13 protein-coding genes and 1 tRNA gene are annotated in these 15,187 nt (G+C 37.5%); 9 read left to right on the top strand and 5 right to left on the bottom strand.

Features of this window, described 5'->3' with window-relative positions; genetic code table 11:
• The first annotated feature begins 1 nt into the window (after position 1).
• The 3 genes from AC07UV_RS11000 to AC07UV_RS11010 all read left to right on the top strand — a co-directional run bounded on the left by AC07UV_RS11000 (position 2) and on the right by AC07UV_RS11010 (position 3,243).
• The gene (locus AC07UV_RS11000; RefSeq protein WP_495183756.1) at positions 2–724 is read left to right on the top strand and encodes an RNA polymerase sigma factor; all 723 of its coding nucleotides are present in this window, start codon (positions 2–4) and stop codon (positions 722–724) included.
• The gene (locus tag AC07UV_RS11005) at positions 724–1,974 is read left to right on the top strand and encodes an outer membrane beta-barrel protein (RefSeq protein WP_495183757.1); all 1,251 of its coding nucleotides are present in this window, start codon (positions 724–726) and stop codon (positions 1,972–1,974) included. Before AC07UV_RS11000 ends, AC07UV_RS11005 begins: the two co-directional genes overlap by 1 nt.
• 261 nt (positions 1,975–2,235) lie before the next feature.
• Positions 2,236–3,243 carry a bestrophin family protein gene (locus tag AC07UV_RS11010; RefSeq protein WP_495183758.1) on the top strand — a complete coding sequence of 336 codons (1,008 nt, stop codon included), beginning with the start codon at positions 2,236–2,238 and terminating at the stop codon, positions 3,241–3,243.
• Positions 3,244–3,765: 522 nt separating this feature from the next.
• Here AC07UV_RS11010 and AC07UV_RS11015 read toward each other — a convergent pair.
• Together AC07UV_RS11015 and AC07UV_RS11020 are read right to left on the bottom strand one after the other, a co-directional pair.
• A complete protein-coding gene (locus AC07UV_RS11015; protein WP_495183759.1) occupies positions 3,766–4,404 on the bottom strand; it encodes a hypothetical protein in 639 nt (212 codons plus the stop codon).
• Between the two features lie 153 nt (positions 4,405–4,557).
• Complete coding sequence (locus tag AC07UV_RS11020) at positions 4,558–5,589, bottom strand: hypothetical protein (protein ID WP_495183760.1); 1,032 nt, start codon at positions 5,587–5,589, stop codon at positions 4,558–4,560.
• 656 nt (positions 5,590–6,245) lie between these two features.
• Between AC07UV_RS11020 and AC07UV_RS11025 the strand changes: the two genes are divergently transcribed.
• The 5 genes from AC07UV_RS11025 to AC07UV_RS11045 all read left to right on the top strand — a co-directional run bounded on the left by AC07UV_RS11025 (position 6,246) and on the right by AC07UV_RS11045 (position 10,047).
• The gene (locus AC07UV_RS11025) at positions 6,246–6,683 is read left to right on the top strand and encodes a GNAT family N-acetyltransferase (protein ID WP_495183761.1); all 438 of its coding nucleotides are present in this window, start codon (positions 6,246–6,248) and stop codon (positions 6,681–6,683) included.
• A gap of 172 nt (positions 6,684–6,855) precedes the next feature.
• On the top strand, positions 6,856–7,314 hold the full coding sequence (locus AC07UV_RS11030; protein ID WP_495183762.1) for a hypothetical protein: 459 nt from the start codon (positions 6,856–6,858) through the stop codon (positions 7,312–7,314).
• Between the two features lie 168 nt (positions 7,315–7,482).
• On the top strand, positions 7,483–8,223 hold the full coding sequence (locus tag AC07UV_RS11035; protein WP_495183763.1) for an SDR family oxidoreductase: 741 nt from the start codon (positions 7,483–7,485) through the stop codon (positions 8,221–8,223).
• 342 nt (positions 8,224–8,565) lie between these two features.
• A complete protein-coding gene (locus AC07UV_RS11040) occupies positions 8,566–9,534 on the top strand; it encodes an ROK family protein (RefSeq protein ID WP_495183764.1) in 969 nt (322 codons plus the stop codon).
• Between the two features lie 129 nt (positions 9,535–9,663).
• Complete coding sequence (locus tag AC07UV_RS11045) at positions 9,664–10,047, top strand: hypothetical protein (RefSeq protein ID WP_282256003.1); 384 nt, start codon at positions 9,664–9,666, stop codon at positions 10,045–10,047.
• A 231-nt stretch (positions 10,048–10,278) separates the two neighbouring features.
• Here AC07UV_RS11045 and AC07UV_RS11050 read toward each other — a convergent pair whose 3' ends face one another.
• The 3 genes from AC07UV_RS11050 to AC07UV_RS11060 all read right to left on the bottom strand — a co-directional run bounded on the left by AC07UV_RS11050 (position 10,279) and on the right by AC07UV_RS11060 (position 12,536).
• On the bottom strand, positions 10,279–10,761 hold the full coding sequence (locus AC07UV_RS11050) for a hypothetical protein (protein ID WP_495183765.1): 483 nt from the start codon (positions 10,759–10,761) through the stop codon (positions 10,279–10,281).
• A 419-nt stretch (positions 10,762–11,180) separates the two neighbouring features.
• Positions 11,181–11,262, bottom strand: a tRNA-Leu gene (locus AC07UV_RS11055).
• 389 nt (positions 11,263–11,651) lie between these two features.
• Positions 11,652–12,536, bottom strand: coding sequence for an AraC family transcriptional regulator (locus AC07UV_RS11060; RefSeq protein ID WP_495183766.1), 885 nt, complete (start codon positions 12,534–12,536; stop codon positions 11,652–11,654).
• A 126-nt stretch (positions 12,537–12,662) separates the two neighbouring features.
• Here AC07UV_RS11060 and ppsA point away from each other — a divergent pair, with 126 nt between their 5' ends.
• On the top strand, positions 12,663–15,095 hold the full coding sequence (gene ppsA / locus AC07UV_RS11065; protein ID WP_495183767.1) for a phosphoenolpyruvate synthase: 2,433 nt from the start codon (positions 12,663–12,665) through the stop codon (positions 15,093–15,095).
• Positions 15,096–15,187 lie beyond the last annotated feature (92 nt).

Genomic DNA, 15,187 nt, shown 5'->3' on the forward strand with positions numbered 1-15,187 from the left:
GTTGATACTAGGCATTACGACCATGCTCTGGAAAAGGTTGCCTGCAATTAAAAAAATATTTTTTTTAATTGCAGGCAACCTTTCCTATTATCTCATCGTACTACATTTTATACTATATTTATCAAAAGAAAAGCAACAATATCGAGTGGCGATAAAAGAAGTTGACGAAAAATCTATCCATATTATTAAGGGATGCATAAATGAGGACCGTAGATCTCAAAAAGATCTTTATACCACATATTATGCGCTGGCACTGGGTATATGTTTACGATATGCCGATAATAAAGAAGATGCAATAGGTATTTTAAACGAGGGATTTTTTAAAGTATTTAAAAATATAATCAAATATGATTATCAAAAGCCTTTATCTGCCTGGATAAAAAAAATCATGACAAACACGGCAATAGATTTCTATCGCGCGAAAATTAGACAGGGTTACCTGGTCGATATTGCTGTGGTTGAACATGCTATTGCCGATAATGATACGATAACTCAAAAATTGAATTACGAGGATTTGCTACTGATGATACATCAGCTTCCGCCGGCCTATCGTACAGTGTTTAATCTTTATGCGATTGATGGGTATGGACATGAAGAGATCAGTGACATGTTGGGTATTGCGGTTGGAACTTCAAAATCCAATTTGCATAAGGCCCGTGGACGACTTGCTGAAATGGTGAAAAGTCAAGAGGAGACAAAAGGTAAAACTGGGGAGAATACATAATGGAAAAGGACAAGAACAAGATTGATGAGATCTTTAGAGAAGGTCTCGATGAAGCCAATTTTGACTTTAATGAATCGCATTGGGAGGAGATGGAGTCTCGATTGAACAATGATCGAAATAAAAGAAAGTCAACATTGTATTTCCTTATAGCATTATCTACGGCAGCCGCCGCAGTTCTCGCTCTTTTTTTTATTTGGAATAAGGATCTACCAGTAGAAAGCAAAAAAATGGATAATTCTGGTCAATCCGCTGCTATAAATAAATCTGAGAAGCAGGTAGGGGATACGATTATTCAGCATGATCTTTCACGGAGAACACCTCTGGGAAAAACGGAAAATATAAAATCCGGCTTGAAAGAAGATATTGATTTTAGTCTGGGGGAAAAAACTGGTGGGGAGCTGATACAAAATAATACGATAGCAGCGCTCCCAGAAACAAATCATGGTATCATGCGGCGGATCGATACAAAAACCGATTTTACAGTTCCGAAAATGAAATTTAAAGTTGGGAAACTACCACGTTTTAACTTATCCATAGATCCGGTTGAAACAACAGGAGATCGGTTAGCAGCGTTGTATAATCAGAAGCAGATTGAGGAGCCCAGTGTGCCAAAAAGAGAACCGTCGGTGTTAACACTTCTGGCAGGACCTGATCTAACGAGTGTAAAAGGTGCTGGTAAATCTTCCTTAAGTCAGAACGTTGGTTTGGCTTATTCCTATCCACTAATTAAAGGGGTGAGTGTTTCTGTTGGCGCTATCTATGCCAAGAAGAATTATAAGTCAGCATACAGCTTTTATTCTCCTTCGAATCCACCACAACTGACACAGTTGCCTAGCCAGGTCAGTGCCGTATGTGATGTGATCGATGTCCCCCTGACAGCAAATTATACGGTATTGAAAAGTAAAAAGGTAAAGTTTAATGTCAGTGCTGGTCTGTCCAGTTATTTTATGCTAAAGGAAAAATATACATTTGACTATGAAGGTGAAGCTAGTTATGGAGGCAAAAAGGGGGCAGTCTATGAAGCCAAAAGCAGTTACGGAGATAAAAAAAGTGTAAGCTATGAGGTCAATGGAGAGAACCAGCATATTTTTGGTGTAGCAGACTTTTCGATATCGATTGAAAAGAAAATCAGCAACAAGATCAATATAGGCATAAAACCTTTTGTTAAGATACCTCTAACGGGAATAGGATATGGGAATGTGGACTTACAATCAAAAGGTGTCGCGTTTACACTGGGATTGAGTTTATAACAGGATAAGATCAATATATACCGGTCAAGCATCGAGCTGTTCCTGTTTACAGCTGAATAATCCTATCGGACGAAAGAAAAAGACAGGGACAATTGGTTGTTTCAACCGTCTATACTGTTATACGGATAGATCATAATACTTGAATCGGGTACAACTGTATTCAATAAAGTATGCTGTAGAAGGACAGTGGATCTTAATGAATGACAGTTGATTAATGCATAATATTTCGTATTTTCAAGAGAACATATTATCAAATAGACTATGCATACTGGAAGAAGATACAGTCCCCAGGAATTTTTCAAATGGACTTTCCGCGATACCTTGTGGATACTTTTAATAGCTACAGTCCCTACCGCTTTATATTATTTTGGCTGGCATTTTCTTGCATTACCCTGGCAACCCCTTGCCCTGTTGGGAACAGGGTTGGCTTTCATTGTCGGATTTAAAAATAATGCGAGTTATGGGCGTATTTGGGAAGCGAGGCAGATCTATGGCAGCGTGATTAACGACAGTCGTAATTTAGCATTTCTGGTACGTGATACAGCCGGTGGAAAGCAGGATCCGATTGTAAAACAAGTGTTCTACCGGCACTTTGCCTGGCTTACCGCATTGCGATACCAACTTAGGGAACCACGTAATTGGGAAAATACCAGCCGTAAGAGCAATCAAGAATTTCTGCGTACACATTATCGTATTCCTGAATGGGATGGCAAGTTGGAGGAAGTGTTGGGGGGCTACCTGGAAGAAAAGGAACTCACTTATATTCTGTCCAAAAAGAATAGGGCAACCCAATTGTTGGCATTACAGTCGGAACAAGTTGCAGCCCTAAAAAAAGAGGGGCATATCAATGATATTCAATGGTTGGAGCTGCAACAGGGGATCATCAGGCTGATCGATGATCAGGGAAAAGCCGAGCGTATCAAAAACTTTCCTTATCCGCGCAATTTCGCATCGGTTACGACTTATCTGATGTTTGTGTTTATTTTATTATTGCCTTTTGGTTTGCTCCGGGAGTATGATAAATTGGGCGAGGGGACGTTTCTGGAAGGATATAGCATTTGGCTTAATGTTTTGTTTTCTACAATCGTAGCATGGGCATTTCATGTTTTGGATACCATAGGAGAGAGCTCAGTCAACCCATTTGAAGGTAGTGCCAATGATATACCGATTACGCAAATTAGCCGAATGATCGAAATTGATATGCGTGATATGTTGGATGAGACTTCGCTACCGCAACCTATTGTTGCTGAAAATAATATTTTAATGTAAACCGTTTATTCTGTCTGTCGTAGCTTTTTGTTCTTTTTAGCTCGAAAACAGCATGCGTGTAAATGAATGAAAACAGAAAGAAAACAAAATGTCTACTATTTTAGTAGATATTTTGTTTTTATGATTTTAGATCTTTATATTTGTACTATCATAATTTAGGTTTATAATTGGTTATTTAAAGGTTTTCATTCTCCCCGTTTGAAAACCTTTTTTTGTGAAAGTGTCTGTTTTCTATTGGTCAGAAAGGACCTTCAGTTGATTTTCATGGCTGTTGGTGCTTATAAGAGCATGAAGGTTTTGTTTATGTATTGTTTTAATCAATGATCAATTCATGGTCTATCTGTCGTTCAATCCCATCTAGCGAAAAAGATCCTACACTGGTTCTAATTTTAATGTAAGATCCCTGTATTTATCATTTCTCTCATCCTGGTCGGGAGCATAGGAAAATGTATATCTTAAACTGAAAGCGCTAGAACTTTTGTTTGAAACATTATTCGTTTCAATCACTATGCTAGGAGTCTGTTAGTTCATTCGCATCTTATGGATCTTGTTTGATACATAGGCGTTATACTGTATGAAGCTTGGATATTGATCTGTTTTAGCCATTTCTGGGATAATAATAGCTAATTCAGTACCCAGATCTAAAAACTGTGTCTCCAGGAGCTTAAACCTATTTTCATCAGCACCCTCTTTAGCCTTGGTCATTTCAGCGAATAGGTTTTCCAGTTTATCCAAATATTTTTCTGCTTTCTCATTGTTTAACTCGGGACGATTTGCATTTCCTACCTGTTCTGTCGCTTGTCTATTTTGCGCACTGTACCCTTTTTTGCCAGACTGATTATTGTTGAAGAATGTATTTAAACCAAAAGCTAGTAGTGTAAACAGGGGTAGAACAATCAGCATGATAACCGGTCTGCCACCGTATTTTTTAAATTTGATGTAAGCACTATATAAAAGTATACCTCCCAATATAAGTAAGCCGATTGCTAAACCTATATTTCCTAAAAATTCATAAACAGGAAGTAATATTCTTGGGATTCTATAAGATGATTGCTCACTAAAATAACTGACTCCAAGAGCCAAAAAAAATGCGCCAATAAATCCCATTGCGAAGGATTTAATTTTTTCTGCAATTGCCTGAACGTTGTTTGCTGTTGTCATTTTGCCTAAGGTTTAAAGGGCTGAACAAATAGCATCAGCCTTTATAGGTCTAAAATTAATGACTACTATAAAATTAAATCTTATCTATTTACAATCCGTGATATCCCTTTTACAATTCGATAAATAGAATTCCCAGAATATCGGTACAAGTTTTCAAAAGAAGGTGTAATTCAGATCGAGGCTACGATCTTCAAAATAATGAGCCATTTTAGCCGTTTCAGATTTTCGTTGTATTGTTGTTAGAAAACCTTTTTTATTATAGGTCATGATCAGTTCACTTACTTTTTGCCCATTCCAGCTATTTTGCATCAATATCAGATTTTTGTTGTTGTCATAGGTATATTTTTCACTTCTAGGCTCAACACTAGCATCGGTTTCATTGATTGCTAATAGCAGTCCATCTTTAAATTCGTATTGTTCGGAGGGGATGGTCTTAGCTGCGCAACCAGAATGGAGAAATTGAACAATAGGATGATTATTAAAATAATAATATGTTATCTTTTGGTGGCAGGTATCTTGACCACCTCCATTTTTTACAAAATCGAAGAATTCCGTACGTTCCTCAGCTTCAAAATTGTTTTCTGTAAAGTAACGATACCGCCAGGAGGAAAACTTATTTTCATTGATCATGTTATTTAACAGATTTTCATCAGGCCATGATCCTTTGAGAATGATTTGATCCAAACCAGGAACTGGTTCTCCCATCCAATCATTATTTTGTGTTCTATTGGGTATTTGTGCGTTCAACGAAAAGATTCTGATATTGTCAATTCGTTTCTTTTCATCATATCCATATACCTTTATTGTTACGATGCCACTATGATAATCAATCCTTGCTTCTCTAGTAACAAGTCCATTTGTCTGATAGTGATATGCGGTATAAAAAACTGTATCTATTTTTTCTTGATTGTATCGGCTCATGGTTATGTTCTCCAGAAGACCGTTGGAATCAAATGTATAATGATTGGAAATTCCATTTTCTTGACTTTTGAGGGTTACACTTTTTACCCTATTCCCCTTCATAAATGTTGGATTGAATGGGAATATTGTCTTTGTAAAATAGCCTGGGATCTCAACTGGTGTAACCTGATAAAAAGATATCATTTGAGCTTTCCCCATTACTGGGCTAAAGTATGCTAAAATACCGATGAGAAAGGGAAAAATAGTGTAATTCAGGTTTATCATATTTCAAAATATAGAATTAATGTCACATAACCAAGTGTCATTTTTTTGAGTGCAGATGTATTCTCACTCTAACTAGCTATATTCAAAACTAAATAATTCCAATCGAATTTATTGTTATTATCTCGTTGGAATGTTGGGAAATTCTCCTGTTTTCCATATTTCATTAAAAATTCTATAGGTGTAAGTTGCCCTAGCGAAGAATGTAGACTGACATTATTATGTGTTGCTTTCATCCAAAAAGTTCTTGCTCCATTTACGACCACTGAATTGTCTAGCATGGTCAACTTTTCTGCATCCGAATTATTGAAGGTCACTTTAGAACCCTAGGTAACGGTCGTTAGGATATTTGCTTGTTCGCTGGGGCTTTCATAAGTTTCACCCCTCAGACAGCGTGGTATAATAGTTTTTGGATACTTGTTGCGCAAATGTGTTTAGGCTAAAAACAAATGTTAAAAAGCTAAAAAATAAAGTTTTTTTATGAAAGAATATTGTGGATCTTGCCATAGAAATAATTTATTTTAGGAAATATAGCTATAATTGTAATTTTATTCTATAAAATTTTATTTTAAATTATAATGAACGTACGGGGTGCTTTTTTACTTGGGCGGTATATTGCACAAATAAAATCTGGCCTTTGCCCTTCAAAATTTACAGGTATGATTAGAAAAATTGAAACGAGTGATTATCGAAATCTGATTCTAATATGGGAGAGTGCTGTGTTGAATACACATGATTTTCTGAAAGAGGAGGATTTTAATTATTATAAGGCGCAAATTCCAACCTATTTTGAACATGTTACGTTGTTGGGGTATGAGGAAAATGGGGGATTAGTTGCGTTTATGGGGATTTCTGGAGAGAACCTAGAAATGTTATTTATTCACAATGATTTTCGTGGTAAAGGAATTGGAAAACAACTCATTGATCATGCAATAAAACATTTAGAAGTGACTAACGTAGATGTAAATGAGCAAAATATCCAAGCCGTGAATTTCTACAAGCATATGGGATTTAAAGTTCTTAAAAGATCCGCATTGGACGGACAAGGTAAAAAATATCCGATCCTACACATGGGATTAGAAGCTAATAGCTACTAAGCTGCGGCTCTATTATTTTATTTTTTTCATAACGAAGACTATTCCGAATGTGCCACCTGATCCATTCTAAAAAAGCTACCCTTAATTAAATAGGCAATCTGTCAGTTACTTCATGATGTAGCGAATCAACGAGGATTGGCGTTCGATATTATGCTAATCAAGTAGATAAATTATGAAAAAATATTTAAAATTATTCGTCCTATCCATGCTTTTTATTACCCTTGGAGCTTGTAAAAGCAATGACGATAACGTATTCTGTGCCGAGATTTATATTCCGATGGTGGGTAACATTAATTACCTAAATGAAAATGGAAAGGATTTAATATTTAGTGACAGCCCACTTTATCCTGTAGAAGGAATCGAAATATATAAAATAGCGCCAAACGACCAACATATTTCCCTTTCTTTTACGATAAACAGAGCGCAAAAGTTTATTGCCGTTAATTTAGAAAAAATGGAAAATGGAACGTTTTATATACAACTCAAACCCGGTGTAATAGACAGAATAAGCTATATAGCTAAAATTGATGAAGGTGATCCCTGCAGAGATTATAAACTAACGGAATTGAAGCAAAATGATAAAGCAGGTCAATATGATAAAAAAACGCAGGTTTGGACTTTTAAAAAATAGGGTCACAAAATGCAAATGACCAAAATCAGTGCTGTAATCTTTAATGATAGATTTTTCTGGGAGGAATTTTTATTGACTTCAAAGTGAAGAATGACAAATGTAGCAAGTTTCGGATTTTATCTTTTTAGCTAACCAAATAAATTTGTATTAACTAATAAATCAAGTGATATGCAGATTTTTAAAGATAAGGTTATCCTGATTACAGGAGCTAACAGGGGAATAGGCCGGGCACTCGTAAAAGCTTTACTAAACAATGGAGCAAGAAAGATTTATGCTACCTGTAGGGATTTGAGTGCAATGCCAATATTTGATGATGATCGGGTTGTAACATTGACTTTGGATATTACGGAGGATAAGCAAATCGCAATGGTTGCCGAAGCCACGCAGGATACTGAAATCCTCATCAATAATGCTGGAGTTTTAAGTGCAGGAAATATTTTGGAAGGCGACCTATTGGGAATGGATAACGATATGAAGGTAAATTATTTTGGAACAATAAAGATGATGCGCGCGTTTGCACCTATTCTGATAAAAAATAAACCATCGAAAATGATCAATATTGTTTCAATTGCAGCTTATTCACCTTTACCAACTATTGCCGGATATGCTGCTTCAAAAGCAGCCCTCTTCTCTGCAACACAATCTGTCAGAATCGAATTGGCAAGAGAAGGAATTGCTGTTTATGCTGTAAATCCAGGGGCAATTGATACTGATATGAACAAAGGAAGTGATTGGGATATGCCGGATCCGGATAGTATAGCTCTAAAGATATTGGAATATATAGCCGAGGGTAAACTCGACATTGTACCTGATGAGATGGGACAAGGGATGTATAATACTTGGCGAGAAGATCCTTCTAAACTAACAAAGATCTTTTCAGATCTATACTATGCAGAAAATACGAACTAAAGACATGAGGCACGATCTTCACATGAGCCCGATTTTTACCTGATCAAATTCGAACGGATAAAATCGGGCTCATGATCTTCAATAATTGAACTAACATCGTTATTGCAGGCTGTCATTGCAATATCGGTTTAAATAGATCATGGTTGTATTGTATTGTATTGTATTGTATTGTATTGTATTGTATTGTATTGTATTGTATTGTATTGTATTGTATTGTATTGTATTGTATTGTATTGTATTGTTGCACAGTCAGTATCCAAACTGGTACACTAATCCCTTGTTTAATTCACTATAAAATGCTATCTTTTTTATAATTTTAAAACTTAGAAACAAAGAATAATAATGTCATTAATAGATTTATCAAAACGTGTAGCGCTGGGAATAGATATCGGAGGTACCAATACGAAATTCGGAGTAGTCAATCATCGGGGTGAAGTTCTTGAAAAAGGAAGCATAAGGACGGATGATTATGAGCATGTTGAAGAGTTTATAGATGCTTTGTATGAGAAAGCTTATCCTCTCATCGAAATGTTTGGCGGTGAAGAGAATTTTGATGGAATTGGAGTTGGTGCTCCTGATGCAAATTATTATACTGGGACAATAGACCATGCCCCCAATCTTCCCTGGAAAGGCGTGATTCGATTTGGTGATTTAATGACTGCCAAATTCAATATTCCCTGTACAATAACCAACGATGCAAATGCCGCAGCATATGGTGAAATGCTTTTTGGTGCAGCACGAGGAATGAAGGATTTTATTATGATCACTTTAGGAACAGGTGTAGGAAGCGGCATTGTTGCTGGAGGAAAGCTTATTTATGGACATGATGGGTTTGCTGGAGAACTGGGACATACGATCGTCAAACCGGGAGGAAGAAAGCATTGGAGCACAGGTTATGAGGGAAGTTTGGAAGCCTATGCTTCTGCAACGGGAATCACAATTACTGCGAAGAAAATGAGGGCTGAATTTCCGGAGTCAATGCTGAATCAATACCCCGAAGATGCCATCAATTCCAAAACTGTTCATGAATGTGCGGAAAAAGGTGACCCCATTGCCATTGAAGTCTTTAGGTATACTGGTCAGAAACTGGGTGAAGCATTGGCAAATTTTGTGATGTTCTCCTCTCCGGAAGCCATTCTGCTGTTTGGTGGTGTAATTAAAGCTGGTGATTTTATTTTAAAACCTGCGAAATTGCACATGGAAAGAAATCTTTTTCCCTTATTTAGAAATAAGGTGAAACTGGTTTTCAGTGAACTGGAGGAAGCAGATGCAGCCATTCTCGGAGCGAGTGCTTTGGTTTGGGAAAAATAATTATAATAATGCATATTTAATTTGTGGGAGAGGGTAAGAGTTTTTACTATTAAAGGGCATAGTATTTGCTTAACTTATTCTTTAAAAATTGAAAACTTTCTACACAATTAAAAAAACAAATTTAAATAGATGAAAAAGACCATTTTACTTTTTGTATTGCTCTGCACTGCTTTTTTTTCAAAAGCAGATCAACTTTCTGCATTAACACAGGTGCAGGCAGAGAAAGCCGTTGGATATCTCAAGAAGGAAGCAGTTGTTGTTTTGTGGTGCAGCTGTTGTGATAATGAAACACCGAAAAAAGTTACCGTTAACGAGGTGTTTTATAAAAAAGATAGTGAAGGAAAATATTATTCTGTCATATTAAAAGGTAGAGATGAAAGTGGAAAGGAAGTTGAAGAATATTTAGACCTAGCTTATGTGTTTGTGAAAAAAGGTAAAAAAGCAAAGAGCCTAGGTAAGGTATTAAAATTTGAGTGCGACCCCTGTACAAAACCATTCGACTGGTCAGCTTAAATTATAACAACAATTTTGAGTCTGTAGAGCTAACACTCGCAGCGATTGATGATTGAAAAAAAATCAGCATGGAATTTTCCATGCTGATTTTTTTAGAAGGGTATTGAACATTAATTTGAGGCTTTACCTTCTAGATATCAAAATATATTGGTATGCCAATTTTGATACAAACGTTAATTAGTGCAGTTTCAAAAAGTTCAAAAACTTGTACCCGAGAATCCCTCCTAATACCTATCTGTAATCTATTCTGTTTGCGTCTGTATCTTCAAGCTGCCTTAAAATAGATTGAGGAATTTCATCGCTGTCAATTGGGAAGCTGATTGAATCGGAGATAAACGTCTTTCTTTCTGCTTTTTGAAAGATCTCAAATAGTGCAATTGGTTCCTGATTAAAGCTGATACATGTACTTATAAAATGCAATTCAAAGAGCTTATATTCTGGGTTTTTAAGCTTTTCATTGATGTCTTTTATTCTTGAAATAAAATGCCGCTGGCGGATAAATGTATTGCTGTTCATTATGATAAAGACATAGTCTGAATATGCTGTTACCTTCCCGAAATATTTGTGATGATCACCACCACTTCGTTCGATAAAATATTCATCAGAAGTTTCAGACTTGTAGATCTCCATCGCCGAACGCCATATCCGATCTTCTTTGGCCTGCAGAATATTGGTTTTATTGATGGAACAGCCCAGAGAAAAGTCTGACGACATCTTAAATCTCGAAATAGGTACGAAGCAACTGGTACTCCATTCCCCACAAGCGATATATTTGCAGGAAATAGAGTATAGACAGTATATATTTAGCTGGTTTGTTTGAAGAGCTTCCTTAAGCTCCCATTTTTTTATTTCCTTCAAAGTGGATCATCCAAGCGATGTCGAATTTATCCTGAAAGGATGCAAATAATTCAGCGAAAAACTGTTCGCCTAGTGGCATTTCTATGTTTTGGGCACCCGTTTAATCCTAATATCATGAATTATTTGTGTAATTGTTTGCGCTCCAGGTGTTATGGTACCTCAAAATATCTGGTCGAATAAGACATAGACTACGGGTATAGGGGGAGCTCGGATAGTTCTAGGATATTTTAAAATAAAAAAATCCTCCTGAGATCTTAAACTCAGGAGGATTTCAGTGCGGAAGAAGGGACTCGAACCCCCACGCCTTGCGGCGCCAGATCCTAAGTCTGGTGCGGCTACCAATTACGCCACTTCCGCATTAGGATTTCTTTTGATGTCGCAAATATATAAACCTAAGCAATATCTTGCAAGTATTCTGCTTACATTCGTTGTACAGGGCAGAGAATGAACCAGATATTTTCAAAATAGTTCCTTTACCCCTTGATCAGATGGTGCTAATTTTTGTCTAAAATAATTTGATGAACTAGAAATTATCCTAGAATAGTGAATTTTTCCTCTTAAAATAAGCCCGTATAAGTTATTTGGAGACAATTCAACGAAATAGCTGTCGTATTTTTATATAAGAATGTCTGGAGGGAAGAACAAACTTCCAGGTTTTCTTATGAGGCTTAGGTAGTTTTTCCCTTGCAATCCTTATTTTGATTTGCCTATGGATGTTTAGAGTAAACTATTTATGACAATACTACTTATTGTCGATGTTCCTGCCGATAGGCAATCGGAGATTTTCCGGTTTGCTGTTTAAAATAGCGGTTGAAGTTTGATAGATTGTTAAATCCTGAGCTCGTACAGATTGCAGAAACACTCTCATTTCCGTCACGCAATAGTTTACAGGCATGTTCGATTCTGACTTCAATGAGAAAGTCAAAATAGCTTCTTCCTGTACGAGACTTAAAATAGTGGCAAAAGGCATTCGGAACCATATATACTATGCCTGCAATGTCACTTAGCTTGATGTCTTTGTAAAAATTGTCCATGGTGTACAAGTAGATCCTGCTCAAACGTGTTTCGTCTATTTTCTTAAAGGGTTTGATATCGTCATTTTCGCAGCTCTGGGGAATATCTTGGCTTGCGCTGATTTCATTTATTAGCAATAGTAGCAAAGGTAGCTGTTCGTAGCTTTCACAGCTTTCTAGCTTCTTGAGTTTCCTTATCGCAAGCGTTTTTGTTCGTCCTTCTAGCTGTAATCCGACCTTTGAAGCTGTTAGTAGCTTGCTTAATAAATTGTTTTCAGGGAGATTGAGAAAATCTTGCCCTAATTTGTTGGGGTCAAAATGTAATGTCAACAGCTTGAGAGGTACTGGTGTCCTGCCGTGCTTCATTGCATAGTCATAATAGCGATTCGTTTCGAATTTGAACATGTGTGGCGCATTAGCCCCAATTAGGATGATCGTACCGCTGGAAATTCTTTTGGAAGATTGACCTATTGAAAAAGTTCCCTGCCCCGAACAGATATAAATCAGCTCGAGTTCACGATGGCTGTGGAAGCTGTTTGCTGCATGGTAAACATCAGCAGTTGCCAAGGTAAACATCGAATTTTTCGTTAGGATGGTCTGTCCAAAATAGTTTTCCATTTATATAATATAAATATAAATATGTTTATGATGTAAATAAAGTTATTAAAATAATATCAGTTTGTCTTAATATTTAACAAATGACTTCAAAAAATGCAGCCTAACTTCGTGTAAAATAATTGTATAATGAACGATAACAGATTTACAATGCGCCTGATTGAAGCCTCTATTGAGGATATTGATTTGGTAGGAGGGAAGAGTGCTTCCTTAGGAGAAATGTTACAGCATTTGAAACCTTTAGGAGTAAATATTCCAGATGGATTTATTGTGACCAGTAAGGCCTACTTTCAGTTTATCACCGACAATCAACTGGATCAGAAGATCAAAGATATACTGAAAGGTGTTGACAGTACAAACCTGCGGGAGCTGACCAGTTGTGGGGGTAGGATAAGAACATTGATTCAGCAAGGTATTTTCACACCGGCAATGGAACAGGAGATCCTAGCCGCCTACGAAGAGCTTATCGGTTTGGAGAATATACAGGACTTTGGTGTTGCGGTCCGTTCTTCCGCTACAGCAGAAGATCTCCCTGATGCCTCATTTGCCGGTCAGCAGGATACCTATTTAAATATTAGGGGACGGCAAGATCTGTTGGTAGCGATTAAAAATTGTTTTGCCTCACTTTTCACGGATCGAGCAATCAGTTATAGAGAAGCATTTAATTTTGGACATTTTAATATAGGACTTTCTGTCTGCATACAACAGATGGTACGATCCGACTTAGGAGCTTCGGGAGTCGCTTTTTCTATTGATACGGAAAGTGGTTTCAAAGATGCTGTGATTATGAATGGATCTTATGGATTGGGCGAACTTCTTGTGCAAGGGATGGTGAATCCGGATGAATTTATTGTATACAAACCCTTGTTAAAAAAAGGGTACGCATCAATTGTAGAAAAGAAGCTCGGGAGCAAACAATTACAGATGATTTACAGTGTTTCAGGAAGTGAAACAGTAACGATAATAGATACACCAGTAGAAAGCACGAAGCGATTTTGTCTAAGCGATGCGCAAATCCTTCAGCTATCCAAATGGGTGTGTATTATTGAAGAGTATTATACTGCTCTCAAAAGAAAATGGTGCCCTATGGACGTAGAATGGGCCCTTGACGGTTTGAAAGGTGATTTATACATTGTTCAGGCAAGACCTGAGACCATTCATTCACTAAAAAAATCCAATTGTATTACAGAATATAAAATCAATGCGAAAAACAGGTCATCGCAGGTTCTGCTAAAAGGCATTGCAGTGGGAGACAAGATTGCCTCTGGGAGAATTCATAATTTCAAGGGAATCAATAAGCAAAATATACAGGAGATCGACTTTAACACAGGTGATATCATGGTTGCGGAGATAACTGATCCCAACTGGGAACCGATTATGAAAAAGGCAGCTGCAATAATTACCAACAAAGGGGGGCGGACATGTCATGCTGCTATTGTTGCACGTGAATTGGGTGTACCCGCTATTGTAGGCTGTGATGGAGCGACAGAAATACTGCTTACTGGACTGGAAGTTACTGTTTCATGTGCCGAAGGTGATACAGGGTTAATTTACCAGGGAAGCATTCCTTATAGTAAGCACGAGCATGACCTTTCTGACCTACCCGAGGTGAGTACACCAGTAATGATGAATATTGGATCACCAGATATCGCCTTTCAGTATGCGGAGTATCCAGCAAAGGGGGTAGGTTTGGCTCGGGAGGAATTTATTATCAACAACTATATCAAGATTCACCCGATGGCGCTCTTAAAACATCGGGAATTGAATGATATCGAGCTGAGTAACCACATTAGTTCACTTATTGCAGGCTATGCAGATGAACAGCAATATTTCATTGAAAAGCTATCCTACGGAATTGGTAAAATCGCTTCGGCCTATTATCCAAATAAGGTAATCGTTCGTTTTTCAGATTTTAAAACCAATGAATACTATAATATGCCCGGTGGAAAGCACTTTGAACCTAGAGAGGAAAATCCAATGATTGGTTGGAGGGGAGCTTCGAGATATTATTCAGCGGCCTATAAGGAGGCTTTTGGGATGGAATGTAAAGCGATAAAAAAGGTCCGGGAAATAATGGGGCTCGACAATGTCGTCGTCATGATCCCCTTTTGCCGTACAGTGGATGAGTTGCTGCGGGTTTATCAGGTGATGGAGGAATATGGCCTTCAACGGGGCGATAATGGAATGGAAGTTTATCTGATGGCAGAAATTCCTTCCAATGTCATCCTCGCTGAAGAGTTCGCTCGTCATATCGACGGGTTCTCCATTGGATCGAATGATCTTACTCAGTTGGTACTTGGAGTGGATCGCGATTCAGCCTTAGTTTCCGGTTTATATAATGAGCGCAATGCTGCGGTCAAAATAATGATTGCGAATCTTATTCGCGCTGCAAAGAGACAGGGAGTCAAAGTTGGTATCTGCGGGCAAGGTCCATCCGATTATCCTGATTTTGCCCAGTTTCTGGTCGAAGAGGGCATAGATTCAATTTCCGTTACACCCGATTCCTTTATGAAAACAGTGAAGGCCATCAAAGAAATCGAAGAGAAGTTGGTCGCTTATTAATGCAAAAAACTCCCGGGATTAAAACCTCGGGAGTATCTCTTATTAGAAGTTGTTCGGCTATGATTTTTACCATAGTTTCCTAGGTCCCAAAA

The organism is Sphingobacterium sp. GW821-FHT03E03, from assembly GCF_059420745.1.

Coding starts and splice junctions, on each gene's coding strand:
- AC07UV_RS11005 (WP_495183757.1), top strand. CDS start 724: ATGGAAAAGGACAAGAACAAGATTGATGAGATCTTTAGAGAAGGTCTC.
- AC07UV_RS11010 (WP_495183758.1), top strand. CDS start 2,236: ATGCATACTGGAAGAAGATACAGTCCCCAGGAATTTTTCAAATGGACT.
- AC07UV_RS11015 (WP_495183759.1), bottom strand. CDS start 4,404: ATGACAACAGCAAACAACGTTCAGGCAATTGCAGAAAAAATTAAATCC.
- AC07UV_RS11020 (WP_495183760.1), bottom strand. CDS start 5,589: ATGATAAACCTGAATTACACTATTTTTCCCTTTCTCATCGGTATTTTA.
- AC07UV_RS11025 (WP_495183761.1), top strand. CDS start 6,246: ATGATTAGAAAAATTGAAACGAGTGATTATCGAAATCTGATTCTAATA.
- AC07UV_RS11030 (WP_495183762.1), top strand. CDS start 6,856: ATGAAAAAATATTTAAAATTATTCGTCCTATCCATGCTTTTTATTACC.
- AC07UV_RS11035 (WP_495183763.1), top strand. CDS start 7,483: ATGCAGATTTTTAAAGATAAGGTTATCCTGATTACAGGAGCTAACAGG.
- AC07UV_RS11040 (WP_495183764.1), top strand. CDS start 8,566: ATGTCATTAATAGATTTATCAAAACGTGTAGCGCTGGGAATAGATATC.
- AC07UV_RS11045 (WP_282256003.1), top strand. CDS start 9,664: ATGAAAAAGACCATTTTACTTTTTGTATTGCTCTGCACTGCTTTTTTT.
- AC07UV_RS11050 (WP_495183765.1), bottom strand. CDS start 10,761: ATGTCGTCAGACTTTTCTCTGGGCTGTTCCATCAATAAAACCAATATT.
- AC07UV_RS11060 (WP_495183766.1), bottom strand. CDS start 12,536: ATGGAAAACTATTTTGGACAGACCATCCTAACGAAAAATTCGATGTTT.
- ppsA (WP_495183767.1), top strand. CDS start 12,663: ATGAACGATAACAGATTTACAATGCGCCTGATTGAAGCCTCTATTGAG.